We start from the raw sequence: 25,201 nt of genomic DNA, 5'->3' as shown, positions 1-25,201 counted from the left end.
CCGGCCCGGCAAGAGCGGGGTCAGTGCCCCTTGAAGGCCTCGGCCAGCCACCACGCGCCGCCGTCGGAGGCAATCTTCGCGTCGATAACCAGCGGCGCGGTGCGGGGTCCGTCCAGCCAGGCCTGCACCGGGGCGAGGTCGGCCACCGACCGCACCGTGACGCCGTCGGCTCCGTAGCCGCGGGCGACGGCGGCCAGATCCGTGTCCGGGAAGGTCACGGTGTCCATGGGTACCGTGTCCCCCGGGTCGCTGCCGGCGGTGCCGAAGTGGTGCACCTCGGCCCCGTAGGCGGCGTCGTTGTAGATGATGACCACCAGCGGCAGGCGCAGCCGCACCGCGGTTTCCAGCTCGGAGATGCCCATCAGGAAGCCGCCGTCACCGGTGCCGAGCACCGGCAGCCGGTCGGGCCGGGCCGCTGCGGCGCCGATCGCCGTCGCCAGGCCGAGCCCGACGGATTGGAACGCCTGGGTGAAGCAGAAGCCGAACTCGTCCGGCACCCGCAGATGGGTAGAGGGATAGCCCATGAAGTTGCCGGAGTCGATGGAGACGATCCGCTGCCCGGGCAGCAGCCGGTCCAGCTCGATGGTCAGCAGCCGGGGATCGATCCGATCCGCGGTGGAAATGTCCTGCACCGGTACCTGCTGCCAGCGGGCCTCGTCGGCGATCCGCCGGCCTGTCTCGAGGGTGCGGTAGTTGACCGCGGGGCGCTGCGGCAGGGCGGCCAGCACGTCGGCGGCGGTCAGCGCGGAATCGCCCAGGACGCCCAGGTCGATGGGCCGGTTGGCGCCCAGGGCCGGTTCCTCCACGTCCACCTGCACCACGGTTGTGCCCGGACCGATCAGGGCCCCGTGCCGCATGGTCCACATGTTCAGGGTGCAGCCCCAGCCGACGATCAGGTCCGCGCCGGCAATGAGCTCCGCGGTCAGCGGCGAGGAGAAGCCGCCTGAAATGCCCAGGTTCCAGTCGCTGCCTTCGAACAATCCGTTGGCGACGGCGCTGGTGGCCAGCAGGGCGCCGGCCTTTTCGGCGAGCGCGGCGATCTCAGGCCCGGCCCCGCGGGCGCCGCGCCCGGCCACGAACACGGGGCGCCGGGCCCGGCGCAGCGCGGCGGCCAGGGCGGCGACGGCGTCCGGCTCCGGGCGCACCCGGGGTGCGGGCGGCGGCGTCGGCACCGGGGCGGGCCCGGAGCCGGCCGGGGCAGGCGCGGCCTGGACATCCAGCGGCACGCTCAGCACCACGGTGCGACGCTCGTTGACGGCGGTGCGCCAGGCCCGGACCGTATCGGCGACGGCGCCGCCCGGGCTGTGGATGCGTTCGGGGACGGCCCCGAGGCTGCGGGCGAGCCCGTCCTGGTCGATGCGGAAGTTGGAACGGACGGCGGCGCCGGCCGTGTCGGCGGTCAGCACGATCAGCGGCGTGCGGGACTTGGCTGCCTCGCCGATGCCGGTCGCCGCGTTGGTCAGGCCGCAGCCCTGGTGCGTGGTGATAACGGCGGGGCGGCCGGACATCCGGGCATAGGCGTCGGCCATGGTGGCGGCGCCGCCCTCGTGCCGGGCGGCGGTGAACGGCACGCCGTGGCGGATCAGGGCGTTGGTCAGGTGGAAGTTGCCGCTGCCCACCACGCCGAACACGTGTCCGATTCCCAGCTCCGCCAGCGTCCGTCCGATGACGCCGGCCACGGTCTGCCCGGTCCCCTGCTCCGCCACGCCTGCTCCGTTCCACCGTTGATGATGCCGCTGCCGTCCAGCGTTCCTCCTCAAGACTCTAGGCCGTTCCCGCCGCCGGGCGGGAACGGCTATATGACGCCGGTGCGCGGTACATGGCCGGGCGGCGGGTATTCTTCCTGCACACCCACCGGAACGCACGAGGAGATCACATGAGCCTGAACGGCACCGAACCGCAGCTGATCGGCTCGTTCCTGGAGGCGCTGTCCTCCGGCGCCCTGGAGGTGCTGGACCTGACCGCTCCGCTGAGCAGCGGCACGCCGTCGCTGAAGCTGCCCGAGCCCTTCGTGAACCTCATCGACTTCCGGTTGGAGGAGGTCGCGGCCTTCAACGAGCCCGGCCCGTTCTGGCGGCACAACAACATCCACACCGGTGAGCACATCGGCACCCACCTGGACGCCCCGGCGCATTGGATTTCCGGCCGGGACGGCGACGATGTCTCCCAGGTGCCGCCGCGGCGGCTGATCGGGCCCGCCGTCGTCCTCGACTTCAGCGAGCAGGCCGCACTGGACCCGGACTTCACGGTGGAGGTGGCGGACATCCAGACGTGGGAGGCCGAGCACGGGCCGCTGCCGGACGGCGCCTGGCTGCTGCTGCGCACCGGGTGGGACAAATTCGCCGACGATGAGGCCGCGTTCCTGAATATCGACGACACCGGCTCCCACACCCCCGGCATCTCCGCCGAATGCGCCCGCTGGCTGGGCGAGGAGCGCCCGATCACCGGGCTCGGCGTCGAGACGGTGGGGATCGACGCCGGCAACGCCGGATCCTTCGATCCGCCCTTCCCGGCGCATTACTACCTGATGGGAAACAACAAGTACGGCCTGACCCTGCTGCAGAACCTGGCCCAGCTGCCGCCCACAGGGGCGATGCTCATTGTCGCGCCGCTGCCCATTGTCGGCGGCACCGGTTCCCCGGCCCGGGTGTACGCCCTGGTGGAGCGCAGGCCGGAGCCGGCCGAGGTGCTGGCGGAGACTCTGGGGGCCGAATCCGCCCTCTGACCGGGAAGGAAGCAGGGACCTTCGGGCCGGGACTTCCCTCCGGCCGAGGCGGGTTCTTCCCATCCGCGAAGGCGCAGGTACGCGCCTTCAGGGCAGGTCGGGCGGCGGCATCTCTGAGTACGTCACCGTAACCCCGGCCAGGGCAGGCGGCGGCGGCAGGACTCCGGTCTCCACCCACTCCTGGACCGCGTCGCCGGGCCGGTAGGCCGCCTGCGCGGCCACGAAGAGGGCGACGATCAGCGTCAGCACCGGGAGCACCGTCGCGGTAACGGGCCTGGTTGAACGGTTGCGCGTCCGCCGGTACCGGATCCAGGCCAGCGCCGCAGTCACAACGGCCAGCACCAGAAGCATGACGACAGGCAGCGGCCCGTACTCGATCTGCACGCATTGCGGAACGGCTGTCGTGGGGTTTCCCCGGCCGTCTGTGAACCCGCCGTCGGACGTATAGCCGCCGGCGCACCCCCCGGCGCTGCCCCGCCCGGTGAACAGGAAGTAGCAGAGAGCGGCGATGAACGCCGCCGCCACCACTTCGCGGGCAGCCGGGTCCGCCGTCGCCCGGGTGCTGTCCGCGCCGTCGTGCTGATCCTGTATGTCCTGGTCCTGCCCGTGTGCCATCACTCCCCCTGCCGGCCGGTTTTGTGCCAGAGCCTACCGGGCCTGCCGACCTGGCCGTTGTCACATTCCTGTATCGGCCGGCGCCCGCTGGCCAGACCCGGCAGCGTACCGGTCAGGAACCGTCTTCACCGGGCACGGTCAGCCGGCGAGCGAGGCGAAGACGACGTAGTTGTCGTTAAACGTCCCGGTCACCGGGTCATACCCGTCGCAGGTGATCAGCCGGAGTTCGGAGCCCTCCGTATTGCCGTACACCTCCAGCGTGGGGAAGCTGCCCTTTCCGTATTGTTCTCCCCGGTCCACCAGGAAGACGGCCGTGGTCCCGTCATCACGGGCGATCTCGATCCGGTCCCCGGGAACCAGGCTGCGCAGGTCAGCGAACACGCCGGGGCCACCCCCGGTGGCGTTGACGTGGCCCAGCAGCACAGCAGGTCCGCGGGCTCCGGGAGCAGGTGAGTCGGTGTACCAGCTTGCCGGGGATCCTGGCGCCTCGGGCGGCACCTCCAGAGTTCCATCCCCGCGCAGCCCCAGCTGAAGCAGATCCGACTCTGTGCCGGTGACGGGAATCCGCAGGGAGACGGGGACCGCTGTCGGGAGCACCGGTGGAAGGTCGGTTTCGCCTCCCTCCGCGCCCTCCGTGCCCGCAGGAGTCGAACCCGACGGGCCCGGCACAGCGGGAGCGGACGACGTTCCCGCAGTCGGCGCAGGCGACGGAGGCGGGGCCTGCGACGGTCCTGCCTCGGTATCCGGCGCGGCGCACCCGGCCAGCAGAACCAGTGCGGCCGCTGCCCAGGGCATCAGCCCTGCTCGGCGGCCGTCGCGGGATGCGGTCATGATGACGCTCTTCCCATCACCGGCAGCGCAGTGCTCAGGCGCGGGCGCGGCGTCGGGCGACCACGGCTGCTGCGGCCACGGCCAGTCCGCCGGCGCCGACGCCGGCTGCGGACATACCTGCGCTCACTCCCCGATCGGTGCCGACCTCCACACCCGTGTCGGCGCCGCCTTCAGGCATGGCCCCCATCTGTGAAACCGCGACCGTGCCGCAGGCTGCCGGCAGAGTCGCGGCGGCGGGCAGCGTCGGGTCAAGGTCGGACATCTTCTCGGCGGCTGCCGTCGGCATCAGCGCGGGGTCGACGCCATGCACCACGATCACCGCGCTGCCGTTCTCCAGCGAGGCGGCCGTTTCGGGATCAAGCTGGAAGGTGCGCTCGTAGGAGTATGCGGAGCCGCCCGGGAACCGTTCCACAGCCAGGGCGGAGTCGGGGCTGGTGTCGCCCTCGGTGGTCAACGACGTACCGATCATGCCGTAGAACGGATGGCCCTCGGTGGTGTTCACGACGCCATCACCGTCGGTGTCGGCGTCGGAGCCCGGGCAGGTGCCCTGGGCGCCGATATGGATGTGCTGGGCGTGTGGGAAGGGCCCGTCCATGAAAGTCTCGGCCGCACCGGCCACATCAACCGTCACCGTCGCCTCGGTGCCGTGTACCTCGACCATGGCCTGGCCGCTGGTGCCCGAGTTGTTCAGGGTATTCAGGGTGGCTTGGCCTGACCAGGAGTCCTCGCCATGGGCCAGCGCCGGCGTGGCGGACAGTGCCAGGGCACCCAGCGCGAGGGTCGGAACAGCCAGCAGTCGCATCTTCGTGTTCATTTTCGGTTCCTCCAGCGTGTCGGGCCGCACAGCGGGTGCACGGCGTTCAGGTGACATGGGCTATTCGGAGCCGTCCCCGTTCCGGATGGGTCTGCAGGCGAAATCTTTTCCCGGCCGGGCGGAGGCGGCGGTGTTTGAAGACGGCTGGCGGCCGGAGCCCGGCTGTGGCAAGGTTCAGACCGAAACGCTCCGTGTCCTCCCAACGGGGCGGCAAGGCCGAAGGGACTGCAGTGGACGCCGATGACTGATGCGGAAGCGGACCCCGGCGGGAGCCTCGGCCGGCGTCCGGAGCGTCCCGGCCGAACGGATCCCACCGTTCCCGCAGCCGCTCATGATGTGCCGGCGTCCGCCGTCGCATCGCACGAGCCGGGAACGCCTGACGGCCTCCAGGACCTGGTCCGCCGCTCCGGGCAGGGCGACGAGGCGGCCTTCGCCGCCCTCTACGACGTCACTTCCGCCGCCGTGTACGGCCTGGCGATGCGGGTGACACGCTCCCCCGAACTCGCCGCGGAGGTGGTCCAGGAGACCTACCTGATGGCCTGGCAGCAGTCCGGTCGCTTCGATGCTTCGCGCGGTTCCGTGCCGGCCTGGCTTTGCACCCTGGCCCACCGGAGGGCCGTGGACCGCATCCGCCAGGCAGCCCGGGAACGGGAGCGGGAGCAGACGTATGAGCAGCGCCGGGCGGAAACGCCCACGGACCAGACCTGGGAGGAAGTGGAGCAGACAATGGACACGCACGAGGTCCGGGCGGGGCTGGGGCACCTTACGCCCCTCCAGCGGGAGGCGGTGGCCCTGGCCTACTACCAGGGCTTCACGCACCAGGAAGTGGCCCGGCGTCTCGATGTTCCCCTGGGCACTGCGAAGGCCCGGATCCGCGACGGCCTCACCCGCCTGCGTTCGGCACTGGGCGGTCAGCCATGACCCGGCCGGAAGACAAAGGCGTGGGCTTCGGGAACCTCCACGACCTGGCCGCCCTCTACGCCGTGGATGCCCTCAGCCCTGAGGAAAGCACCGCCTTTGAACAGCACCTCGCTGGCTGCCGGACCTGTCGTGACGAGGTCGTCGGCTTCTCGGAGGCGGCCGCCGGACTGGCAGCCGGGACGGCCCTGGCCCCGCCGCCGGCGGTGCGGGCATCGGTCCTTGCCGCAATCCGGAACACACGGCCGCAGCCCGGACAGCAGGCACCCCACGGGCTTCAACCGCTGGCGGCGGCGCCCGTGCCGGACGGGCTGGTCGAGCGGCGGCGGCGGACCCGCCGGCTGCTGGCTGCGGCCGCAGCCGTGGTGCTGGTGCCGGGAATCGCCCTGGCAGGCTGGGCTCTCGGTGTCAGGACCGCGGAACAGGAACAGGGGCAACTCGCCGCCGCGGAGCAGGAGCGGCTCAGCGCGCTGCTCGCCGCCCCCGACATCGAGGCCCGAAGTGTCGATGTCGACGGCGCCGCCGCAACCCTGCTGTTCTCCGAGAGCCGGAACGAAGGCCTGTTCGTCGGCCCCGACCTGCCGGCGCCGGAGCCCGACAGCGAGTATCAGCTCTGGCTGGTAGACGACGAGACTCCGATCCCCGATGCGCGGTTCAAGGATGGCGGGGAGCGCGGAGTGTGGCTGCGCGGGAACCTTGCCGCCGCCAACGCGGTGGCGCTGACCATCGAGCCTGAGGGCGGCTCGGCGACACCCACCTACCCGTTGCTGGCGGTCGCCGCGATCGACGGCTGACGCGCCTCAGCGCCGTCCGGGGCGGCTAAGGCATCCGTCGGCATCATCCGTGCGCCGGGACGCTGTCACAAATCGGAGTCGGCCGGTGTCCTATGGACAGACCGGCAGCGGGCCGGCCCCGAATGACAGGAGCCAAGACCATGAGCGTCGAAACCAGAGTCCTCATCCTCGGCGGCGGCTACGCGGGCGTGATGGCGGCGAACCGGCTGGCCGTCGCGTCCAGGCCGGGACTGGAGGTTCGGCTGGCGAATCCGCGCCGGCAGTTCATCGAACGGATCCGGCTGCACGAGTACGCAGCCGGCACCCGCGCAGGCGTGGCCGTGTCCTTCGGCCGGCTGCTGCATCCGGCCGTCCGCCAGGTGGCGGGCACCGCCGTCGCCATCGACGCCGGGCGGCGCACGGTCGGCCTGGCCGAGGGCGAAACGCTGCCCTACGACTATCTGCTCTACGCGGTCGGCAGCACCGGCCCGGCTGCACCGGCGGGCGCGCTGGCGGTGGCCGACGTCGCGGACGCCGCGGCGGCGCGCACGTCCCTGCGCTCGCTGCCCGCCGGGGCGGCGGTCGCCGTCGTGGGCGGCGGACTGACCGCCCTGGAGACCGCGGCCGAGACGGCACGGGCCCATCCCCGGCTCCGGGTCCACCTCTGGTGCTCCGCCCTCCCCGGACGGTTGCTGCCGGAGCCCTCCCGGGCCGGCCTGCTGCGCTGCCTGCGCCGGTCCGGAGTGCAGGTGCATCCCGAGGTTCCGGTGTCCGCCGCGACGGATCCCCGCGGGCAGCTCGGCGCGGACCTGGTCCTGTGGTGCACCGGGTTCAGCGTTCCGGACCTGGCTGCCCGCAGCGCGCTGCCGGTGGACGGCGCCGGCCGCCTGTGCGTGGACGCGTCACTTCGCGCTGCCGGGCAGGACCGTGTGTTCGGCGCCGGTGACGCCGCGGTGATCGGGGATCCCGGATATGCCTATCTGCGGATGAGCTGCGCGGCGGCGATGCCGATGGGAGCGGAGGCCGCCGGGAACATTCTCCGCGCGCTTGAAGGACTGCCCCCGCGCCGGCACGACAGCGGTTTCCAGGCCCAGTGCATCAGCCTGGGCCGTACCGACGGACTCGTGCAGTTCGTCGGCGCGGACGACACGCCGCGGAGCCTGCACCTGCATGGTCGGACGGCTGCGGTCCTGAAGGAAATAATCTGCCGAATGACCCTGCGGTGGATCCGCAGCGAAGCGAAAAGAAGCGGAGCGTACTCATGGCCGAAGGGACCGACCGCGCCGCGGCGGGCACCGGTGGAAAGCCGCCCCTGATCGGCGCGGACCGCGACGAGGATTTCGTTGCCCACCGGCGGCTGTTGTTTGCGGTGGCGTACGACATCACCGGCTCGGTGGCGGACGCGGAGGACATCGTCCAGGAGACCTATCTGCGCTGGCGGGCGGTGCCGGGCGACGTCGCCAATCCGCGCGCCTACCTCGCCCGGATCGCGGCTCGGCAGGCGCTGAACGCCGTCCGCACCGCTGAGCGGCGGCGGGAGGACTATCCGGGCGAGTGGCTGCCGGAGCCGCTGCTGACCGGTGCTGGGGCAGGAAGGCAGGGTCCGGCGGCTGCCGGCTCCGACGCGGCATGGGGGCCGGCAGCCGATCCTGAAGCTGCGGCGCTGACCGCAGCCGAGGTCTCGACGGCCCTGCTGGTCGTCCTCCAGACCCTCACCGGGCCGGAGCGCGCGGCCTTCCTCCTGCGCGAGGTGTTCGGCTTCGGCTATGCGGAAATCGCCGGGGCGTTGGACACCCGTGAGCCCGCGGCACGCCAGCTGGTGCATCGGGCGCGGGCACGGGTGCAGGCCCGGGTGCCGCGGAACCCGCCGGACCCGGCGGAGCACCGGGCAACGGTGGCACGGTTTCTCGCTGCTGCCTCGAACGGCCAGGTCCAGGGACTGCTGGACGTGCTCGCGCCCGACGTGGTGCTGATTTCCGACGGCGGCGGCAAGGCCACCGCCGCGCTGCGCCCGGTCACCGGACCGGAGAAGGTGGCCCGCCTGATGCTCGGGCTGGCCGAAAAGTACGGCGCCGGGGTGGAACCGTTCTTCCTGGAACTGAACGGGCTGCCGGCGGTCGCCTTCCGCGAGGCCGACGGCGCGGTGACCACCGTCTTCCAGCTCAGCGTGGCCGACGGGCTGGTGCAGGGCGTGTACACCATGCGCAATCCGGACAAGCTGGTGCGGCTCCAGGCCTAGGGGCACCGCGTCACCAGGTTAAATCTGTGTTTCGCGCGTACTTCCGCTTTTTGTCCCCGCTCGGCAAAAAACGCGGAATTCCTGAGGACGAGCCATTGGCATCATTTTTTTCGATGACTGCTATAAGACAAGAGCGATTGCACTGGTCTTGAGCCCCAAACCATACTTGATTCGCCCCCCACAGGTCCGGCTTCTGCCTCCGTGCAGAAGCCGGACGCGCACCAAGGAGAATCAATGAACCGACGCCGTCTTTCAGCCGCGCTGGGCGTTTCCGCACTGGCCTTCGCGCTGGTGTCCTGCAGCAGCGCGGAAGCCACCACCGAGGGTTCGCTGCCCGGCCTGACGGAGGCTGGGAAACTGACCGTCTGCAGCTCCGACTCGAACTACGCGCCCATGTATTCCATGCACGACGGCGAGTTCGCCGGCGTGGAGCCGTCCCTGACCGAGGCGCTGGCTGAGCGCCTCGGCCTTGAAGTCAGCTTCACCCGCATGGCTTTCGCCGGCGTGATCCCGGCTATCCAGTCCGACCGCTGCGACCTGGCCATGGGAGCGTTCTTCCTGACCCCGGAGCGGCTGGAAACCATGAAGGGACTGCCCTATCTCGCAGCGAACGTGGCGCTGATCTTCCCCGAGGGGAACAGCTACGCGGAGCCCGAGGACCTCGCCGGCAAGACTGTCGCTGTCCAGCGCGGGTCCGTCCAGGCCAGCACCGTCGAGGCGGTATCGGCGGATCTCGAGGCTGCCGGGAAGGAACCCATTACGGTCCAGAGCTACGACGACCCCGTTACCGCCATCAACGCAGTGATGAACGGAAAAGCGGATGCAGCCGGCGAGACTGAAATCTTCGCCAGCAACTTCTTCAGCGAAGAACGCGCCGGCCTCGATTTCGAGCCGACGTTCTTCCCCACCGGATCGGTAACCGGCTTCCTTTACAAAAACAGCGAACTGGAGGATGCACTCACTGCCGCCATGGATGAGCTGCGCACCGACGGCACCCTCGCGGGCATCCTGGAAGAGTTCAACCTGAGCCCCGAGTCCATCTCCGACGGCAAGTAGGGGCTCGTCGTGCAATTCGATGTCTCCCTGTTCCTGGAGGCCCTGACCTCGCAGGCATACCTGTCCGGCGCAGCCCTCGCCATCGGGCTTGCCTTCCTTGCACAGTTCCTGGGCTCGGTGCTGGGACTGGGCGTGGCGATGCTGCGGCGCAGTTCCTTCCGGCCCCTGAGTCTCTTCGCCCTCGGCTACGCCTGGGTCTTCAGGGCCCTCCCGGTCCTGCTGCTGCTGATCCTGGCCTGGAATGCACTGCCCCAGATGGTTCCGGCACTCCGCGAGTCCTGGTACACGCCCTTCCTGGCGGCGCTGCTGGCCCTGACGGTGCATGAGACAGCCTTGATGTCCGAGGTGTTCCGGTCCGGCCTGAGCTCGGTCAACGACGGGCAGCGGCTTGCGGGGCGGGCCCTCGGGTTCGCACCTGTGGGCACCTACCGCTGGATCATCATGCCGCAGGTCATCCGCACCATCCTTCCCCCACTGGGAAACCGCATCATCCTGCAGGTTCAGATCACCAGCCTCACGAGCGTCATTGCTATGGAGGAACTGATGACCGCAGCTCAGGACGAGGTAACGCGGACCTTCCGTTATGCCGAGTTCTACACCGCGGCTGCGGTCTATTACCTGGTCATCGTGAGTCTGCTGATGCTGGCGCAGCACTACGTCGAACGTCGCTACAAGTGGACCTCTTCCCGATCCACTTCCCAGCCGAAGAAAACAAAAGCGAGTGTGTCCGCATGAGCCAAACAGTTGTTTCCCGCACCGGATCCGCCGTCTGCGAAGTGCGCGGGCTGCGCAAGGCCTACGCCGGCACCGAGGTCCTGAAAGGCGTCGACTTCTCCCTCCGACACGGTGAGGTGAAGGCGGTCCTGGGCCCCTCCGGCTCGGGCAAGTCAACCCTGCTGCGCCTGGCCGCCCTGCTCGAGCACGCTGACGGAGGAGAGATCCTCCTGAACGGGGAGCGGATGGGCGTTGACGGCCGGGGCAGGCCCCTGCCGGAGGGCCGTCTTGCCCTGCAGCGCCGACCCATGGGCATGGTGTTCCAGTCCTTCAATTTGTTCCCGCACCTCAGCACCATCGACAACGTGATGCTGGCCCTGCGCCGGGTGAAGGGGACGGCCCGCTCCGAGGCCCGGGAGATCGCCGAGGCCATGCTGGAGCGGGTTGGACTGACGGAGCGCCGCTTCGCGTTCCCCTCCGAGCTCTCGGGCGGACAGCAACAGCGCGTCGCCATCGCCAGGGCGTTGGTGATGTCGCCGCAGGTGCTGCTGTTCGACGAACCCACGTCGGCCCTTGACCCTGAGCTCGTCCGGGAGGTACTGGCCGTGATGGAGTCCCTGGCAGCCGACGGCATGACCATGATGGTGGTCACACACGAGCTGGGCTTTGCCCGCCATGTTGCCGACACCGTCGCCGTGTTCCACGAAGGCCGCATCCTGGAGGAAGGACCGCCGGAGCAGATCTTTACCGATCCGGCGGAGGACGTCACCCGGCGGTTCCTGCTCCAGGCGCTGTAGCAGCGCTCCGCCTGGTCCCTGCCGCCGGCGGCAGGGGCCAGGCGGGCCCGGGAAACGATCGCTCCCTCCCGCCTACCCAATTGCAACACTTTTTTCGATGACTCTTTTATCTTGAATCCGCTTTATTTTTGCAAGAATGATCGTGAGGATGAAATCATGAGCCTTGCACCAACTTTTCCTCCCTCTGCGGCCCCGACCACAGAGGTCGACGAAACCCTCGCCCGCACCTCCTTTGTCCGCTCCATGGGAATGGCCGCGACCGGAGTCACCATCGTGTCAACCGACGGTCCGGCCGGCCGGTTCGCCCAGACGGTCAGCGCCATGGCCTCCGTCTCCGCGGATCCGCCCTGCCTGCTGGTGTGCGTACATGACAAGAGCCCCCTGGCGCAGGCCGTGATCGCCAACGGCGCCCTCGCCGTGAACGTGCTGGCCGCCGACCAGGCAGACGCCGCGCAGACCTTCGCCGGCCAGGCTCCCGGCGGATCAGCTCCCTACGACTTTTCCCGCCATGCCTGGCGGTCCGGAGCCCTCGCCCAGCCGCTCCTGGACGCGAGCGCCGCCGTGTTCGAATGCCGGCTGATCGGCCACCACCGCTACGGCACCCACCACGTCTTCGTGGCCTCTCCGGTCCAGAGCCTGCCCGGGGCCGCCGACGCCGCGCCCATGACCTACCACGCCCGCTCGTTCGGTTCCCATACCCCCGCGGCCTGAAACAGATCCCCGCTTCAACCGATCAGCAGCGCAACAGTTTTTACCGAGAAAGAGAGAAACCCCATGATCCGCACAGGTGACGAATACCGCCACTCCATCAATACCGGCCGAGATATCTGGATTGATGGCGAAAAGGTGGAGGACATACTCAACCACCCGGTTTTCAAGCCCGCGATCGACGTCCGTGCCCGCATCTATGACATGGCGCATGAAGATAAGACCCGCAGCATCATGACCTATGAGGCAGACGGGGAGACGAACTCGATCGCCCACAAGCGCCCGTACTCCGAGCAGGACTGGCTGGACAAGCGCCGGGCGGTCGAAGCCGTCCTGGACGATGTCAAGGGTGTCGTTACCCGGGTCGGTGACGCCACCATCGGTGAGATGTGGTCCCTGTACGACGGCCGCGACGTCCTCAACGAGGTCAACCCCGCCTACGCGGACAACATCGGCCGTCACCTTGACGATGCCGTGACCGCCGACCTTTTCCAGGTGTCGGCCAACACCGACCCCAAGGGCGACCGCTCGCGTCCGCCGCATGAGCAGGATCCGGACATGCTTCTGCACGCCGTGGCCGAAACCCCGCGCGGCATCATCGTCCGCGGCGCCAAGTACGAGACGGCTGCCGCCTACGCCAACCGGGCTTTCGTGAAGCCCACCATCGCCAACTGGGGCAACTCGGAGCTCTCCGAGTACGCCCTCGGCTTCTCCCTGGACATGAATACGCCGGGGCTTAAGTTCATCTGCCGCTCGGGCTTTGCCGGCCGCCAGAAGCCCGAGGACTACCCGCTGTCCAACCGGGTGGACGAGGTCGACACGCTGGTGGTTTTCGACGACGTCGAGATCCCCTGGGAGGACGTGTTCTTCTACCAGCACACCAAGGCTGCCACCTACATCCGCCAGACCCTGCACCGCTACAGCGCCTACCCCTTCGTCCTGCGCGTCATCCGTCTGGCCGACATGCTGATCGGCACCGCCCTGTGGAACGTGAAGCAGACCGGGCTGGACAAGGTTCCGGCCGTGCAGGAGAAACTTGCCCGGCTTGCCTGCTACCGCGAAGGAATCCACGCCCACCTGACGGCCGCGGTGAAGCTGGGTGAGACCAGCCCCGGCGGCCTGTACATGCCCAACCAGTCGCTGCTGTACTCGGGCCGGATCCTGGCCTCCAGCCAGCTGCCGGAAATGATGCACCTCGCCCGTGAGCTCTGCGGCGGCCAGATGGTCCTGACCCCGGACTACGCGTCCTTCCAGCACCCGGAAACCGGTCCCTGGCTGAACAAGTTCTACAGCGTGAACGAGAACTGGGTTGCGGAGGACCGCCGCCGCCTGCTCGCCTACGCCCGCGACCTGCTGAACAGCGATTACGCCGGACACCGCGTCACCTTCCAGCTCTTCGCCCAGTCTCCGCCCTTCGCCAACTCGGACGCGCTCTACCGCTCCTTCGATTGGAACCACTCGCTGGACGTCGTCAAGGAAGCCGCCGGGCTTTCGGACAACATCCTGCCCGAGCGGTACGCCAAGGACCTGGCTCTGTCCGGTGCAGGGGCCTAGCCGGAAATGACCATTTCCATTGTTGCCCGCTGCTCCAACGGCACGTCCGTTGGAGCAGCGGTCACCTCCTCGAGTTTTTCCGTCGCAGCCCGCTGCCTGCGCTGGGATCCCGCGGTCGGCATTTCCTGTTCCCAGAGCATCACCGACCCGCGGCTGGGCGAAAGCCTGCTGGCCCGCCTCGGCCGGGGCCAGGATCCGACGGCGGCCCTCGCCGGCCTGCAGGCCGAGGAGGCCCACTTTGAGTACCGCCAGCTGACCGCCATGTCCTTCGCCGGAGCCCATGCGGGCTACAGCGGCCCGCTGGTGCTGGGCTACCATGCGGTGCTCGACGCCGGCGACCACGTCGTCGCCGGCAACATGCTCGCCCATGGGCAGGTCCTTGAAGCGGTCTCCGCCGGCTACCGGCAGGACCCGAACGCCCCGCTGGCCCTTCGCCTGGTCCATGCCCTGCAGGCAGGTGAAGCCGCCGGCGGCGAGGTCCGTGAGCTGCGTTCGGCCGGGGTCATGGTCCTGGCCGGCGACTCCTGGCCGCTCGTCGATGTCCGTGTGGACTGGCACGGGCACCCGTTGGAGCAGCTGGCGGACCTGACCGCCCGCTGGTTGCCCCAGGCAGCTGCCTACCGGGACAGGGCATATGATCCCCGGGAGGCATATGCACTGGTCAGCAGCCAGTTGGAGTCCGAGAACCAGGTATAGGGGGACGTGTTCGGATGATCGGCTCGGAGGACGCAGGAGCACCGCAGCGGGGCACCCAGGATGACCCGGGGTTCACGCTGACACAGCTGCGCTACTTCTCGATAGCAGCGGAGACCGGGAGCATGACGGCGACGGCGCGTGCCATGCATGCCTCCCAGTCCGCCGTCTCGAACGCCATCGCCCAGCTGGAACGCCATGTGAAGGTCCAGCTGTTCATCCGGCACCATGCCCGCGGACTCACGCTGACCCCGGCGGGCAGGGAGTTCGTGCTGCAGGCACGGGACCTGCTTGCCCGAGCCAACGACATCCTCTCCCTGGCCGGCGGACTCGGCGAGAGTGTGGAAGGCGAGGTCAAGCTCGCCTGCTACCACACCCTCAGCCCTTTCTACCTGCCCCGCATCCTGGAACGGGTGGCCGAACAGTATCCGCTGCTGTCCATTCGGGTTGTCGAGGGAGAAAAGGCCGAAGTCTTCGAGTCCCTGCTGACCGGCGAAGCCGAAGTCGCGCTCACCTACGAGAGCGAAGTTCCGGGAATGATCGCCACTGAGCAGCTGGCCGTGTCCCCTCCCTACGTCATCGTCGGCGAGCGCCACCGCCTGGCCCGGCGGACGCCGCGACGCCGCATCACCCTGCAGGAACTCGCGGAAGACCGGATGATCCTGCTCGACATCCCCTTTCCCGGCCGGTACTTCCTGGACATCGCCGAAAACAGCGGAATCAGCCCCCGGATCGCGTTCAGCAGCCCAAACTTCGAGACGGTCCGCTCGATGGTCGCGGCAGGGCTCGGATACTCGGTCCTGAACCAGCGCCCCGTTCACGACCTCACCTACGACGGCGGCCGGGTCGTGGCGTTGGAGCTCGAAGGCACGTTTGCCGACATCCCGGTGGTCATGGCCACGGTGCGCGGATCCCGGCTGACCACCAGGGCTGAGGCCGTAGCCGCCCTGCTCCGGGAGGCGGTCCCCTCAATCGCTGCGGAGTTCAGTCCCCACCGCCCTTCCCGCCGGGCCTGACAAACCACGCCCCGGCTGCGGCCGGCACCGAAGGAGATAACTGTGCATCTGTCCGCCGTCCGCCATTCCTGGGCGCTGCGCGAAGCCGAGCTGGCCGCCCGGCTGGAACGGTACGTGCGCGCCGAAAGCGGCTCCGATGACAAGGCAAAGGTCGACTCGACGGCTGAGGTCTTCGCCGCCGAGCTTCGAGTGCTGGGCTTCGCTCCGACCATCATCGAAAACCCCGACGGCGGCAACCATGTCGTCGGACACCGCGCCGGAAGCGGTTCCGGCCAGGTCGTTCTCCTGCTGCACCTGGACACGGTCTGGCCGGGCCGGACCTACCCCGGCCCCGTCTTCCGGATCGAGGACGGACGCGCACTGGGCCCGGGCGTGCTGGACATGAAGGGCGGCTGGGTCGTAGCGCTGGCCGCCTTGGAACACCTTTTCCGGGACGGCTGGGACGGTCCCCGCAGGCTCACGGTCATCGCCACCGGTGACGAGGAGCTGGGCAGTATCCACGGCCGGCGGATCGTGGAGGAACACGCCGCCGGGGCCGACTTCGCCCTGGTCATGGAACCCGGGCGGGCGGACGGCTCACTTGTCGGACGGCGCGGCGCTGTCGGGGCCCTGCGCATCAGCGTGTCCGGACGCAACTCCCACGCTTCCTCGGACGACCCGGGCGCCAGCGCCCTCATCGCCGCAGCGCACATGGCCATCGCCCTGGAGTCCGCGAGCGACCGGCCCGGGGGCCGGATCCTGAATGTGGGAGAACTGCACGCGGGAACGGCACGCCAAGTGGTTCCGGCCCACGCGGAGCTCAACATCGACCTTCGTGCCGCCACCGGCCCGGACGCGGCCCGGCTCCTTGAGCACATCGCCAAGGTCTCCTCCCGCCCGGTCGTGCCCGGCGTCGAAGCCCGCGTCAGGGGCGGAATCACCCGCCCGGCCTACCCTGATGACCTGCCCCTGGCTCCGCTGCAGGACGCGGTACGGCGGGCCGGAACAAGCATCGGGCTGCCGGTCCGGTTCGTCACCACCCGCGGCGGCTCCGACGGCAACTTCACCGCTGCCATGGGCATACCCACCGTGGACGGGCTCGGCGCCGACGGCGGCGGAATCTGCACTGCCGACGAGTATGTCGACCTCGACGCCCTGCCGGGAAAAATCGCCCTGCTGTGCGGGATCCTGGACCAGCTCGCCGGCACCGGACGGTTCGACCTGGACGGCTCCACGGCAGCAGAATCAAGCCAAGGCGGGGCCAAGTGACCAGGATCGCTTACTGCTCCCTCGGCGGCACCATCTCCAGCACTTCCGCCACCGGCAAAGGAGCCGTTCCCAGCCTCGGAGCCGCCGGCCAGCTGGCTGCCGTGCCGATAGCCGAAGATATCAGCATCGAGGCGCACAGCCTGGACCTGCTGCCTTCGGTGGAACTGACCCTGGACCGCATCGCCGACGTCGCCCGGTTCTGCGCCTCGCTCGTGCGGGACGGCGTGGACGGCATTGTGCTGTCCACCGGAACGGATGCGCTGGAGGACGTGGCCTGGGCCCTGCACCTGACCTGGGACGCGGAGGCGCCACTGCTCGTCACCGGTGCCATGAAGGCGGCCTCGGCACCGTCTGCCGATGGGCCGGGCAACGTCGCTGATGCCATCGCTGCGGCGGCATCAGCCTCGGTGCGCGGGCTTGGCGTGCTGGTCTGCTTTGCCGGCGAACTCCACGGCGCTGCACACGTGGCCAAGGCGCACAGCGCCAGCGTGTCGGCCTTCACGTCCCCCGGGTTCGGGCCACTGGGCCTGGTCAGCGAGGGCAACGTCCGGTTGGCGGCCCGCCCGGCGGCACCGCTTCCCCGGCTCGGTTTGCCGGCGGCCCACCCTCCGGTTGCCCTGGTGCCCTTCAGCCTGGGCGACGACGGGCGGATCCTTCGTGCGCTGCCGGACCTGGGATTCGCCGGGGTCGTCGTGCAGGGCTTCGGAGCCGGCCATGTGTCCAAGGCGTGGGCGGAGGCTGCCAAGGACCTGGCCGCGGCTCAGCTGCCGGTGGTCCTGGCGTCCCGTGCGTCCGCCGGTCCGATCTTCCGCCGGACATACGGCTTTCCCGGCAGCGAGCAGGACCTGCTCGGGGGCGGGCTGATCGATTCGGGTTTCCTGGGCGGCCACAGGAGCAGACTGTTGTTGGCGGTTTTGCTGGGCAACCGCAGCCCGCTGTCCGTCATTCGTGAGGTTTTTGCCGCGGCCGGCACCTAGCCTGCGTGCCGGTCCGGCTCAGCGTTGGGTTCGGGCCAGCAGCTGCTCGAACGGCAGCGATTGCCAGGGGTCGGTCCCCGGATCGAGGCTGACGGCGGGACGCGGCCCCGCTTCCGCGCCCTGATCCGTGTCCTCGGTCTTCGGGCCCTCCTGCCAGGCCACGGGCTGCCCGCCCCGGACCGCGGAAAGCTCTGCTGCGAGCTCTCCTGCCGCCCTTCGTACCCGGTCGTCCAAGGCGGTGCTGCCATCGGCCCCGGATCCGCCGGCCCAGTCCTCCGGGGCGGCGAAGACCGCCGTCGGCATCAGCCGTGTGCGCAGGTAGCCGAACATCGGCCGCAGCGCGAAGTCCAGCACCATGGAGTGCCGGGCGCTTCCGCCGGTGGCTCCGATGAGCACCGGTTTGCCCTGGAGCGCCTTGTTGTCGAGGACGTCGAAGAAGGATTTGAAGAGCCCGCTCATGGACGCGGTGAAGACCGGGGTCACGGCGATGAGCGCGTCCGCACGGACGACGGACCGGATCGCCTCCTCCAGCCGGGGCGGCGCGAAGCCCGAGACCATCGCATTCGCGATGTCCACCGCGAAGTCGCGCAGCTCGAAGGTGTCCACCTCCAGTGCCCGCCGACTTGCTGTTCCGGCGTCGGTGAGCTGCCGGGCGGCCTCCGCCGAGAGCAGGTCCGCGAGCATCCTGGACGACGACGGTGTACCCAGCCCCGCCGTCACCACCGCAATCCGTGCCGTTCCCGTAACGGTCATCCCGCTCTCCCGCCCACCTTTGCTTTCATGCGTTTGCATGTTCCTTCCAACGGGCCGCCCCGCCCGGATATTCCCGGAAGCCGCAGGACGGGTGCGGCGGGCAGGCTGCCGGGACCGCGGACGCATCGCCCCGGTGCCCGGCTTCCGCCGGCGGCTACCTATGATGGAGCCATGACTCCCCCGCCTCCGGCCTTTGCCACGCCCGTGCCCCTGGCCGGCCGCACCGTCGCCCTGGAGCCGCTGGCCCGCGCCGACGCCGCGCCCCTGGCGGAGGCGGTCCGCGACGGCGAACTGTGGCGGGCCTGGTACACGCACGTCCCGGAACCGGAACACGTCCCCGCCGAAATCGACCGCCGCCTGGCACTGCAGGCGGCCGGCACCATGGCACCGTGGACGATCCGCCGGCAGGACACCGGCGCCGCCTGCGGGATGACCACCTACATGAACATTGACGCCGCGAACCGGAGGCTGGAGATCGGCTCCACCTGGCTCGCCGCCTCCGCGCAGCGCACCCCGATCAACACCGAAGCGAAACTGCTGCTGCTCACCCGGGCCTTCGAGGAGCTGGACTGCATTGCGGTCGAGTTCCGCACCCACTGGCACAACCGGCAGTCCCGCGCCGCCATCGCCCGGCTGGGCGCCAAACAGGACGGCGTGCTGCGCAACCACCAACTCGGCGCCGACGGAAGCCTGCGGGACACCGTGGTCTTCTCCATCATCGCCTCGGAATGGCCGGCCGTCCGGCTGAACCTGCACCATAAACTCGAGCTGCTGTTCGAGGGAAAGACACGAGCACCCAGGTAATGCCCTCCAAAATCATCCTCGACTGCGATCCCGGCCACGACGACGCCATCGCCCTGCTGCTGGCCCACGGGAACCCGGAGATCGAGCTGCTGGCCGTCACCACCGTCGTCGGCAACCAGACCCTGGACAAGGTCACCCGCAACGCCCTCTCGGTGGCCCGCGTCGCCGGCATCACCGGTGTGCCCTTCGCCGCCGGCTGCGCCCGGCCCCTGGTCCGGACCATCGAAACCGCGCCCGGCATCCACGGCGACTCGGGCCTCGACGGCCCGGTGCTGCCCGAACCGGCAATCGACCTGGACCCCCGGCACGCCGTCGACCTGATCATCGAGACCGTGATGTCGCACGAGCCGGGCACCGTCACCCTGGTGCCCACCGGCGGGCTGACCAACATCGCCCTGGCCGTACGGAAGGAACCGCGCCTCGCGGAACGGGTGAAGGAGGTCGTGCTGATGGGCGGCGGCTACCACACGGGCAACTGGTCCGCGGTGGCCGAGTTCAACATCATCATCGATCCCGAAGCCGCGCATATCGTCTTCAACGAGTCCTGGCCGCTGACCATGGTCGGCCTGGACCTGACCCACCAGGCGCTGGCCACGCCCGACGTCGTGGAGCGCATCGCCGCCGTCGGCACCGCACCGGCCCGCTTCGTGGGCGAGCTGCTGGCCTTCTTCGAGAAGGCCTACCAGGACGCGCAGGGTTTCGACCACCCGCCGGTCCATGATCCCTGCGCCGTGGCCTACGTGATCGACCGGGCCGTAATGACCACCCGCCGGGCTCCGCTGGACGTGGAACTCACCGGCACCCGCACCCTGGGCATGACGGTTGCCGACTTCCGTGCCCCCGCTCCCGCGGGCTGCACCACCTCGGTCGCCGTGGACCTGGACCATGAGCGGTTCTGGAACCTGATCGTGGATGCGCTGGAGCGCATCGGAGAGGTGGAACCGTGACCGCTGTGGCCTCCCGCGTCGTCGTCGTCGGCTCCCTGAACGCCGACCTCACCGTCCGCACCGAACGTTTTCCGCAGCCCGGGGAGACCCTGGCCGGCTCCGAACTGGTCATCGTGCCCGGCGGCAAGAGCGCCAACCAGGCCGCGGCCGCCGCCGTCCTGGGCGCCGACGTCGTCCTCTTCGGAGCGGTCGGCGCCGACCCGCACGGCGAGCTGCTGGTCCGGGCCGCCACGACCGCCGGTGTGGACGCCTCCAGCGTGCTGCGCCGCAGCGGCACGGCCACCGGAACCGCGATGATCGTGGTCGACTCCGCCGGGGAGAACACGATCATCGTCTCCCCCGGCGCCAACGGCACCCTGGCACCCTCGGACCTGCCGGCGGACCTGTTCGAGGCGGCGGCCGTGCTCTGCCTGAGCCTGGAGGTGCCGCTGCCCACCGTGCAGGCCGCGGCCCGGCAGGCCCGCGCCGCCGGGGTTCCGGTGCTCCTGAACCTCTCGCCCTACCGCGATGTGCCGGCGGAGCTGCTGGCGGACACCAGCGTGCTGCTGGTGAACCGCCACGAGGCGGCACAGGTGACCGGCCTGCCCGACGCCGACTGGCCCGGCACGCTGGAGGCGCTGACCCGGCTGGGGGTGCGCCGCGCCGTCGTCACCCTCGGCGCAGACGGCGCCGTGGTGCTGGACGCGGACGCCGACGCCGGCTCCCGGGTGCGTTCCGTCCCTCCGGTTCCGGTGGCCGCAGTTGACACCACCGGCTGCGGCGATGCCTTCACCGCAGCGCTGGGTGCCTGCCTCGCCGCAGGCGCGGACCTGCACGCTGCTGCGGCGGTGGCGGCCCGGGCGGGCGCCCTCGCGGCAACCGGACACGGGGCGCAGTCCTCCTATCCGCCCCTGGCGGATCTGGCGGACGACGTCCGCCGTTCCGGACGGTAATCCCCGCCCTGCGACGGAGAGGCCGCGGCGCGCGGCATCCGTCGTAAAGCGGATCCGCCGCGCGCCCGCCCCGGCTAGGCTGGCAGCAGAGCATCCGCCCACCTCCACGGAGGGCGGCACCACAGCGTCCGGTGCGGGCATCGGACGCCTAACCCAGGGGGTCACCGAACATGACTGAACCAGGCCAGCCGGACTACAACGCAGTGCAGGGCGGCACCAGCAGCAACCCCGGAGCAGGCCAGCCCGGCCAGCAGCCCGGCGGTTACGCCTACCCGGGCAACCAGCCGGGCCAGCCCCAGGGCGGCTACGCCTACCCGGGCAACCCCTACGGGCAGATGGCCCCCGCACAGGATCCGGCGCGGCCCAAGGAAGTCGACCTGGCTTTCTGGCTGCTGATCGCCACTGCCGTGCTGGGGCTGATCGCACTGCCGTTCACCATCTCCTACTTCAACTCGCCTGAGTATCTGGACCTGGTGGAGCAGACGGCACGCGACGCCGGCCTGAGCGTTGACCAGACCTACCTCTCCGCCACGATCGCCGGCGCCACGGTCGGCGCCGTCCTGGGCAGCCTCTTCAGCCTCGCGGTGAGCGTGGCCCTGGCCTTCCTGGTGCGCGCCGGATACAACTGGGCACGCATCGTGGTCACCGTGTTCGCGGCGTTCTCCCTCTTCGGGCTGATCGGGATCTTCTCGGCGGGCCCGGCGGTGGGCATCCTGACCCTGCTCTCGATCCTGGCCACGGTGGCGGCGGTGGTCCTGCTGTTCCTGAAGCCCGCGAATGAGTACTTCACCCGGAAGAAGGCCTTCCGGCAGGCACGGAAATTCGGCGCTTACTAAGGTAGCTGCCAATCTCCGAAAATCCGGCTACGCTGACTGCGGGTGTCCCTTGATGGGGCACCCGCACTCGTACACAGGCATGCCGTATCAGAGGGGGAACCAGCATGAGCGAACCTATGCAGTCCAACACCAACCAGCCCGGCCCCGCTGCCGGGAACAACCCCGGCGCTCCGGGGGCCGGCGGCTACCCGGGCGCCCCGGGAAGCAGCTACAACTACGGCGGGAATCCCTACGCCGGCATGCCGCAGGCCCCCGCCGCCGAGCCGGCCCGGCCGCGCACGGTTGAGCTGGCCTTCTGGCTGGTCATCGCCTCGTCAGTGCTGAACATCCTCAACTATTTCCTGACCCTGGACTACTTCAACGAAATGTCCGGCGGGGCCGTGGTGACCGGAGCCGCGGCCGGCGGATTCATCTTCGGCACCGCCATCAGGATCGCACTGGCCGCTCTGGCCCGGCAGGGACAGAACTGGGCGCGGATCGTCCTCACGGTTTTTGCCGTCCTGTCGCTGACCGGCCTGCTGGGCGGCCTCTTCCTCGCCGGACCGCTCGCCGGCCTGACCGGCCTGCTGTCCATCGCCACCTTCGTGGCTGCCGCCGTCCTGCTGTTCCTGAAGCCCTCCAACGAGTTCTTCACGGCCAGCAAGGCCTACCGCCAGGCCAGGAAGTTCGCTGCCTGAGCGCGGTGCAGCGCGGGGCCGGATGCCACAGGGGCATCCGGCCCCGCCGTTTAAACGTTGAGGGCCTGCCCGCCCCGGCCGGGGTGTGCCTCCGGGCGGCCTCGCGTGACCGGCTGCCCGCCACCCCTCCAAGAGGCTCCCGGACGGTCCCGCCCCTATCCTGCCGCCGCCCGCCCCGCCGAGCGGCCGCTGAACAGGCACCCGCCCAGGAACGTCCCTTCCAGGGACCGGTAGCCGTGCATGCCTCCACCGCCGAACCCCGCCGCCTCGCCAGCGGCGAACAGGCCTGGGACCGGCTGCCCGGCCGGTCCCAGGACGCGGGACTCGAGGTCGGTCTCCAGCCCCCCGAGGCTCTTGCGGGTCAGCACCGAGAGCCGCACCGCGATCAACGGTCCCGCCTTCGGATTCAGAATCCGGTGGGGCGGGGCGGTGCGGATCAGTTTGTCGCCCAGATAGCTGCGGGCCCCGTGTATGGCGGTGACCTGGGCGTCTTTGCTGAACCGGTTGCCCACTTCCCGGTCCCGCGCCTCGATCTCCTGTCGGAGCGCTTCGGCGGACAGCACCGGAGCCTGCCCTCCGGTGTCTTCCTTGGCCAAGGCGTTCATGCCGGCCACCAGTTCCTCGAGACTGTCGGCGGAGATGAAGTCCTCCCCGTGGTCCAGGAAGGCCTGGACCGGGTCCGGCACTCCGGCCGTGGCCCGCTTGAGCACGTCACGGATCGACTTGCCGGTCAGGTCCGGATTCTGCTCGGAGCCCGAGAGCGCGAACTCCTTCCGGATGATGGCCTTGTTCAGCACGAACCAGCTGTAGTCATGGCCGGTGGCGCGCAGATGCGCGAGGGTGCCCAGGGTGTCGAATCCGGGGAACAACGGGACGGGCAGCCGGTTCCCGGCGGCGTCGAGCCAGAGCGATGAGGGGCCCGGCAGGATTCGGATTCCATGGTTGGCCCAGACCGGATTCCAGTTGCGGATGCCCTCGACGTAGTGCCACATGCGGTCCGGGTTGATCACCCTGCCGCCGGCTTCGCCGGCCGCTGCGATGCCCCGCCCGTCCACGTGTTCGGGAACGCCGCTGAGCATGCGGCCCGGCGGAGTGCCCAGCCGGTCCGGCCAGGCGGCACGCACCAGCTCATGGCTGCCGCCGATCCCGCCGGTGGTCACCACCACCGCCGGCGCGGAGAATTCGAACTGCCCGACGGCGGTGCGGGGCGAGGCGGTGCCGCGCGGCGCCGTCGTCGGCTCAAGGATGCTGCCGGTGACCCCCGTAACCGCGCCGCCTGCGGTGGTCAGCGCCTCCATCCGGTGCCGGAAGGCGGTCCGGACCAGTCCCCGCTCAATGCCCTCGCGCAGCTTCGCCTCGAAGGGGGCGGTGACGCCCGGACCGGTGCCCCAGGTGATGTGGAACCGCGGTACCGAGTTGCCGGGGCCGGTGGCGCCGTATCCGCCGCGCTCGGCCCAGCCGACGACGGGGAAGAACCGGTGGCCCATCTGCTGCAGCCAGGACCGCTTCTCTCCCGCGGCGAAGTTCACGTAGGCCTCAGCCCAGCGGCGCGGCCAGTAGTCCTCGGGACGGTCGAAGCCGGCGGTGCCCAGCCAGTCCTGCCAGGCCAGCTCCACCGAGTCCTTCACCCTCAGGCGCCGCTGCTCGGGAGAATTGACCAGGAAGAGCCCGCCGAAGGACCACCATGCCTGCCCGCCCAGCGATTGCCCGCCCTCCTGCTCCACAAGGAGGACCCGCCGGCCGGCGTCGATCAGCTCTGCGGTGGCGACCAGGCCCGCCAGGCCTGCGCCGACCACGATGACATCTGCGTCTGTAGGGTGCACGCGGCACACGCTACCCAAGGACTGCTCCCGCTGCCTAGGGCTGCCTCCGCGGCCCGGTTCCGGCCGGCAGCGCCCCCGCCCCTGTCCTCCGCCGCTGCCGGTTCCTAGACTGGCAGGTACGGGCGCGCCGATCGCGGGCCTGCGCCAGGAGGAACCACCAACGACTGGAGAGACCCATGAGTGAGACCGGAACATCCAATCCGGACCCGGACGACAAGATCCGCACCCGGCCCGAAGAACCCGCCGAGGGTGAAACGGAAGCGGGTCCCACCCAGGAGCGGGAACATCCCGAGGAGCCGGCTGAGGGCGGCGAAGACCAGACCTGACCCGACTGCGCCGGACCGACAGACACAATAAATGGAGCCTGCCTCCCCGCCCACTGGGCGGATCGGCAGGCTCCGTTTATGAGGCGGGGCCGGTCTCCTAGGAGGCCTTGGCCGGGCCCTTGCGCCGTGCTTCGGCCAGGACGTCGACGTCGCTGCTTTGATCGACAACCGGGCCGGTCCCGGCAATCTCCCGGAGGGCCTCGATGCCGGCAACGGCAGCCTGCTTTGTGGGGAACATCGCCGATACGGCCATCAGGGCACCCTCGCCGGAAATCAGCTTGATCCGGTAGGCGCCGTCATGGGCGTCCACCAGCTTGAAGTAGCCCGACATTTTTCTTACCTCCTTGTAAGGGGTACCAACGGTAGGGTCAATCATAAGCTCACTTAGGGAGCAGAAAACCCGTAGTCGGAAAAATGCGTAGGAA

General features: G+C 69.7%; 27 protein-coding genes. 20 read left to right on the top strand and 7 right to left on the bottom strand.

Annotated elements, in window-relative coordinates; translation table 11 throughout:
- Positions 1-20: 20 nt before the first annotated feature.
- On the bottom strand, positions 21-1,706 hold the full coding sequence (locus AC5RUW_RS16430; protein WP_494161662.1) for a thiamine pyrophosphate-binding protein: 1,686 nt from the start codon (positions 1,704-1,706) through the stop codon (positions 21-23).
- 170 nt (positions 1,707-1,876) lie between these two features.
- Here AC5RUW_RS16430 and AC5RUW_RS16425 point away from each other — a divergent pair, with 170 nt between their 5' ends.
- Entirely contained in the window at positions 1,877-2,725 is an 849-nt protein-coding gene (locus tag AC5RUW_RS16425) for a cyclase family protein (protein ID WP_494161661.1), read from the top strand.
- An 87-nt stretch (positions 2,726-2,812) separates the two neighbouring features.
- On the opposite strand, the gene AC5RUW_RS16420 is transcribed toward AC5RUW_RS16425, so the two are convergent.
- The 3 genes from AC5RUW_RS16420 to AC5RUW_RS16410 form a co-directional block, all read right to left on the bottom strand.
- Complete coding sequence (locus tag AC5RUW_RS16420; protein WP_494161660.1) at positions 2,813-3,340, bottom strand: hypothetical protein; 528 nt, start codon at positions 3,338-3,340, stop codon at positions 2,813-2,815.
- A 138-nt stretch (positions 3,341-3,478) separates the two neighbouring features.
- Positions 3,479-3,937, bottom strand: coding sequence for a class F sortase (locus AC5RUW_RS16415; protein WP_494161659.1), 459 nt, complete (start codon positions 3,935-3,937; stop codon positions 3,479-3,481).
- Between the two features lie 268 nt (positions 3,938-4,205).
- Positions 4,206-4,985 (bottom strand): hypothetical protein, encoded by a 780-nt coding sequence (locus AC5RUW_RS16410; protein WP_494161658.1) that lies wholly within the window; start codon positions 4,983-4,985, stop codon positions 4,206-4,208.
- A gap of 240 nt (positions 4,986-5,225) precedes the next feature.
- Here AC5RUW_RS16410 and AC5RUW_RS16405 point away from each other — a divergent pair, with 240 nt between their 5' ends.
- The 13 genes from AC5RUW_RS16405 (at position 5,226) to AC5RUW_RS16345 (ending at position 17,678) form a co-directional block, all read left to right on the top strand.
- Positions 5,226-5,906 (top strand): sigma-70 family RNA polymerase sigma factor, encoded by a 681-nt coding sequence (locus AC5RUW_RS16405; RefSeq protein WP_494161657.1) that lies wholly within the window; start codon positions 5,226-5,228, stop codon positions 5,904-5,906.
- Complete coding sequence (locus AC5RUW_RS16400; protein WP_494161656.1) at positions 5,903-6,697, top strand: anti-sigma factor; 795 nt, start codon at positions 5,903-5,905, stop codon at positions 6,695-6,697. Before AC5RUW_RS16405 ends, AC5RUW_RS16400 begins: the two co-directional genes overlap by 4 nt.
- Positions 6,698-6,837: 140 nt before the next feature.
- A complete protein-coding gene (locus AC5RUW_RS16395; RefSeq protein ID WP_494161655.1) occupies positions 6,838-7,992 on the top strand; it encodes an NAD(P)/FAD-dependent oxidoreductase in 1,155 nt (384 codons plus the stop codon).
- On the top strand, positions 7,938-8,915 hold the full coding sequence (gene sigJ / locus AC5RUW_RS16390; protein WP_494161654.1) for an RNA polymerase sigma factor SigJ: 978 nt from the start codon (positions 7,938-7,940) through the stop codon (positions 8,913-8,915). The genes AC5RUW_RS16395 and sigJ overlap by 55 nt, the downstream gene beginning before the upstream one ends.
- A 234-nt stretch (positions 8,916-9,149) precedes the next feature.
- Entirely contained in the window at positions 9,150-9,971 is an 822-nt protein-coding gene (locus AC5RUW_RS16385; RefSeq protein WP_494161653.1) for a transporter substrate-binding domain-containing protein, read from the top strand.
- A 9-nt stretch (positions 9,972-9,980) separates the two neighbouring features.
- Positions 9,981-10,706 carry an amino acid ABC transporter permease gene (locus tag AC5RUW_RS16380; protein ID WP_494161652.1) on the top strand — a complete coding sequence of 242 codons (726 nt, stop codon included), beginning with the start codon at positions 9,981-9,983 and terminating at the stop codon, positions 10,704-10,706.
- Positions 10,703-11,482, top strand: coding sequence for an amino acid ABC transporter ATP-binding protein (locus tag AC5RUW_RS16375; RefSeq protein ID WP_494161651.1), 780 nt, complete (start codon positions 10,703-10,705; stop codon positions 11,480-11,482). The genes AC5RUW_RS16380 and AC5RUW_RS16375 overlap by 4 nt, the downstream gene beginning before the upstream one ends.
- 156 nt (positions 11,483-11,638) lie before the next feature.
- Positions 11,639-12,193, top strand: a complete 555-nt coding sequence (locus AC5RUW_RS16370; RefSeq protein WP_494161650.1) for a flavin reductase family protein — start codon at positions 11,639-11,641, stop codon at positions 12,191-12,193.
- 63 nt (positions 12,194-12,256) lie between these two features.
- Positions 12,257-13,744 carry a 4-hydroxyphenylacetate 3-hydroxylase family protein gene (locus AC5RUW_RS16365; RefSeq protein WP_494161649.1) on the top strand — a complete coding sequence of 496 codons (1,488 nt, stop codon included), beginning with the start codon at positions 12,257-12,259 and terminating at the stop codon, positions 13,742-13,744.
- 6 nt (positions 13,745-13,750) lie between these two features.
- Positions 13,751-14,440: a DUF1028 domain-containing protein gene (locus AC5RUW_RS16360; protein ID WP_494161648.1), complete on the top strand. Its 690-nt coding sequence runs from the start codon at positions 13,751-13,753 to the stop codon at positions 14,438-14,440.
- Between the two features lie 14 nt (positions 14,441-14,454).
- On the top strand, positions 14,455-15,453 hold the full coding sequence (locus AC5RUW_RS16355; RefSeq protein WP_494161647.1) for a LysR family transcriptional regulator: 999 nt from the start codon (positions 14,455-14,457) through the stop codon (positions 15,451-15,453).
- Positions 15,454-15,495: 42 nt separating this feature from the next.
- Positions 15,496-16,701: a M20/M25/M40 family metallo-hydrolase gene (locus AC5RUW_RS16350; RefSeq protein ID WP_494161646.1), complete on the top strand. Its 1,206-nt coding sequence runs from the start codon at positions 15,496-15,498 to the stop codon at positions 16,699-16,701.
- On the top strand, positions 16,698-17,678 hold the full coding sequence (locus tag AC5RUW_RS16345; RefSeq protein ID WP_494161645.1) for an asparaginase: 981 nt from the start codon (positions 16,698-16,700) through the stop codon (positions 17,676-17,678). Before AC5RUW_RS16350 ends, AC5RUW_RS16345 begins: the two co-directional genes overlap by 4 nt.
- An 18-nt stretch (positions 17,679-17,696) precedes the next feature.
- On the opposite strand, the gene AC5RUW_RS16340 is transcribed toward AC5RUW_RS16345, so the two are convergent.
- Positions 17,697-18,431 carry a CE1759 family FMN reductase gene (locus tag AC5RUW_RS16340; RefSeq protein WP_494161644.1) on the bottom strand — a complete coding sequence of 245 codons (735 nt, stop codon included), beginning with the start codon at positions 18,429-18,431 and terminating at the stop codon, positions 17,697-17,699.
- Between the two features lie 171 nt (positions 18,432-18,602).
- On the opposite strand from AC5RUW_RS16340, the gene AC5RUW_RS16335 reads away from it, so the two are divergent.
- The 5 genes from AC5RUW_RS16335 to AC5RUW_RS16315 all read left to right on the top strand — a co-directional run bounded on the left by AC5RUW_RS16335 (position 18,603) and on the right by AC5RUW_RS16315 (position 22,627).
- Complete coding sequence (locus AC5RUW_RS16335) at positions 18,603-19,235, top strand: GNAT family N-acetyltransferase (RefSeq protein ID WP_494161643.1); 633 nt, start codon at positions 18,603-18,605, stop codon at positions 19,233-19,235.
- Positions 19,235-20,182, top strand: coding sequence for a uridine-preferring nucleoside hydrolase UriH (gene uriH / locus AC5RUW_RS16330; RefSeq protein WP_494161642.1), 948 nt, complete (start codon positions 19,235-19,237; stop codon positions 20,180-20,182). Before AC5RUW_RS16335 ends, uriH begins: the two co-directional genes overlap by 1 nt.
- A complete protein-coding gene (locus AC5RUW_RS16325) occupies positions 20,179-21,114 on the top strand; it encodes a ribokinase (protein WP_494161641.1) in 936 nt (311 codons plus the stop codon). The genes uriH and AC5RUW_RS16325 overlap by 4 nt, the downstream gene beginning before the upstream one ends.
- A 170-nt stretch (positions 21,115-21,284) precedes the next feature.
- Positions 21,285-21,950 carry a hypothetical protein gene (locus AC5RUW_RS16320; RefSeq protein WP_494161640.1) on the top strand — a complete coding sequence of 222 codons (666 nt, stop codon included), beginning with the start codon at positions 21,285-21,287 and terminating at the stop codon, positions 21,948-21,950.
- A gap of 104 nt (positions 21,951-22,054) precedes the next feature.
- The gene (locus AC5RUW_RS16315) at positions 22,055-22,627 is read left to right on the top strand and encodes a hypothetical protein (protein ID WP_494161639.1); all 573 of its coding nucleotides are present in this window, start codon (positions 22,055-22,057) and stop codon (positions 22,625-22,627) included.
- 155 nt (positions 22,628-22,782) lie between these two features.
- On the opposite strand, the gene AC5RUW_RS16310 is transcribed toward AC5RUW_RS16315, so the two are convergent.
- Positions 22,783-24,450 (bottom strand): FAD-binding dehydrogenase, encoded by a 1,668-nt coding sequence (locus tag AC5RUW_RS16310; RefSeq protein WP_494161638.1) that lies wholly within the window; start codon positions 24,448-24,450, stop codon positions 22,783-22,785.
- 176 nt (positions 24,451-24,626) lie between these two features.
- Between AC5RUW_RS16310 and AC5RUW_RS16305 the strand changes: the two genes are divergently transcribed.
- Positions 24,627-24,776, top strand: a complete 150-nt coding sequence (locus AC5RUW_RS16305) for a hypothetical protein (protein ID WP_494161637.1) — start codon at positions 24,627-24,629, stop codon at positions 24,774-24,776.
- A gap of 97 nt (positions 24,777-24,873) precedes the next feature.
- Here the strand turns inward: AC5RUW_RS16305 and AC5RUW_RS16300 are convergent, their stop codons facing one another.
- Positions 24,874-25,107: a YegP family protein gene (locus tag AC5RUW_RS16300; RefSeq protein ID WP_494008409.1), complete on the bottom strand. Its 234-nt coding sequence runs from the start codon at positions 25,105-25,107 to the stop codon at positions 24,874-24,876.
- Positions 25,108-25,201: the final 94 nt, after the last annotated feature.

Source organism: Arthrobacter sp. Y3222053, assembly GCF_059092805.1.
The sequence above is the reverse complement of the archived record's forward strand: the minus strand, read 5'-3'. Positions and strand labels throughout refer to the sequence as shown.

Coding starts and splice junctions, on each gene's coding strand:
- AC5RUW_RS16340 (WP_494161644.1), bottom strand. CDS start 18,431: ATGACCGTTACGGGAACGGCACGGATTGCGGTGGTGACGGCGGGGCTG.
- AC5RUW_RS16365 (WP_494161649.1), top strand. CDS start 12,257: ATGATCCGCACAGGTGACGAATACCGCCACTCCATCAATACCGGCCGA.
- AC5RUW_RS16410 (WP_494161658.1), bottom strand. CDS start 4,985: ATGAACACGAAGATGCGACTGCTGGCTGTTCCGACCCTCGCGCTGGGT.
- AC5RUW_RS16320 (WP_494161640.1), top strand. CDS start 21,285: ATGACTGAACCAGGCCAGCCGGACTACAACGCAGTGCAGGGCGGCACC.
- AC5RUW_RS16335 (WP_494161643.1), top strand. CDS start 18,603: ATGACTCCCCCGCCTCCGGCCTTTGCCACGCCCGTGCCCCTGGCCGGC.
- AC5RUW_RS16360 (WP_494161648.1), top strand. CDS start 13,751: ATGACCATTTCCATTGTTGCCCGCTGCTCCAACGGCACGTCCGTTGGA.
- AC5RUW_RS16420 (WP_494161660.1), bottom strand. CDS start 3,340: ATGGCACACGGGCAGGACCAGGACATACAGGATCAGCACGACGGCGCG.
- AC5RUW_RS16385 (WP_494161653.1), top strand. CDS start 9,150: ATGAACCGACGCCGTCTTTCAGCCGCGCTGGGCGTTTCCGCACTGGCC.
- uriH (WP_494161642.1), top strand. CDS start 19,235: ATGCCCTCCAAAATCATCCTCGACTGCGATCCCGGCCACGACGACGCC.
- AC5RUW_RS16370 (WP_494161650.1), top strand. CDS start 11,639: ATGAGCCTTGCACCAACTTTTCCTCCCTCTGCGGCCCCGACCACAGAG.
- AC5RUW_RS16400 (WP_494161656.1), top strand. CDS start 5,903: ATGACCCGGCCGGAAGACAAAGGCGTGGGCTTCGGGAACCTCCACGAC.
- sigJ (WP_494161654.1), top strand. CDS start 7,938: ATGGCCGAAGGGACCGACCGCGCCGCGGCGGGCACCGGTGGAAAGCCG.
- AC5RUW_RS16300 (WP_494008409.1), bottom strand. CDS start 25,107: ATGTCGGGCTACTTCAAGCTGGTGGACGCCCATGACGGCGCCTACCGG.
- AC5RUW_RS16395 (WP_494161655.1), top strand. CDS start 6,838: ATGAGCGTCGAAACCAGAGTCCTCATCCTCGGCGGCGGCTACGCGGGC.
- AC5RUW_RS16405 (WP_494161657.1), top strand. CDS start 5,226: ATGACTGATGCGGAAGCGGACCCCGGCGGGAGCCTCGGCCGGCGTCCG.
- AC5RUW_RS16305 (WP_494161637.1), top strand. CDS start 24,627: ATGAGTGAGACCGGAACATCCAATCCGGACCCGGACGACAAGATCCGC.
- AC5RUW_RS16425 (WP_494161661.1), top strand. CDS start 1,877: ATGAGCCTGAACGGCACCGAACCGCAGCTGATCGGCTCGTTCCTGGAG.
- AC5RUW_RS16355 (WP_494161647.1), top strand. CDS start 14,455: ATGATCGGCTCGGAGGACGCAGGAGCACCGCAGCGGGGCACCCAGGAT.
- AC5RUW_RS16315 (WP_494161639.1), top strand. CDS start 22,055: ATGAGCGAACCTATGCAGTCCAACACCAACCAGCCCGGCCCCGCTGCC.
- AC5RUW_RS16375 (WP_494161651.1), top strand. CDS start 10,703: ATGAGCCAAACAGTTGTTTCCCGCACCGGATCCGCCGTCTGCGAAGTG.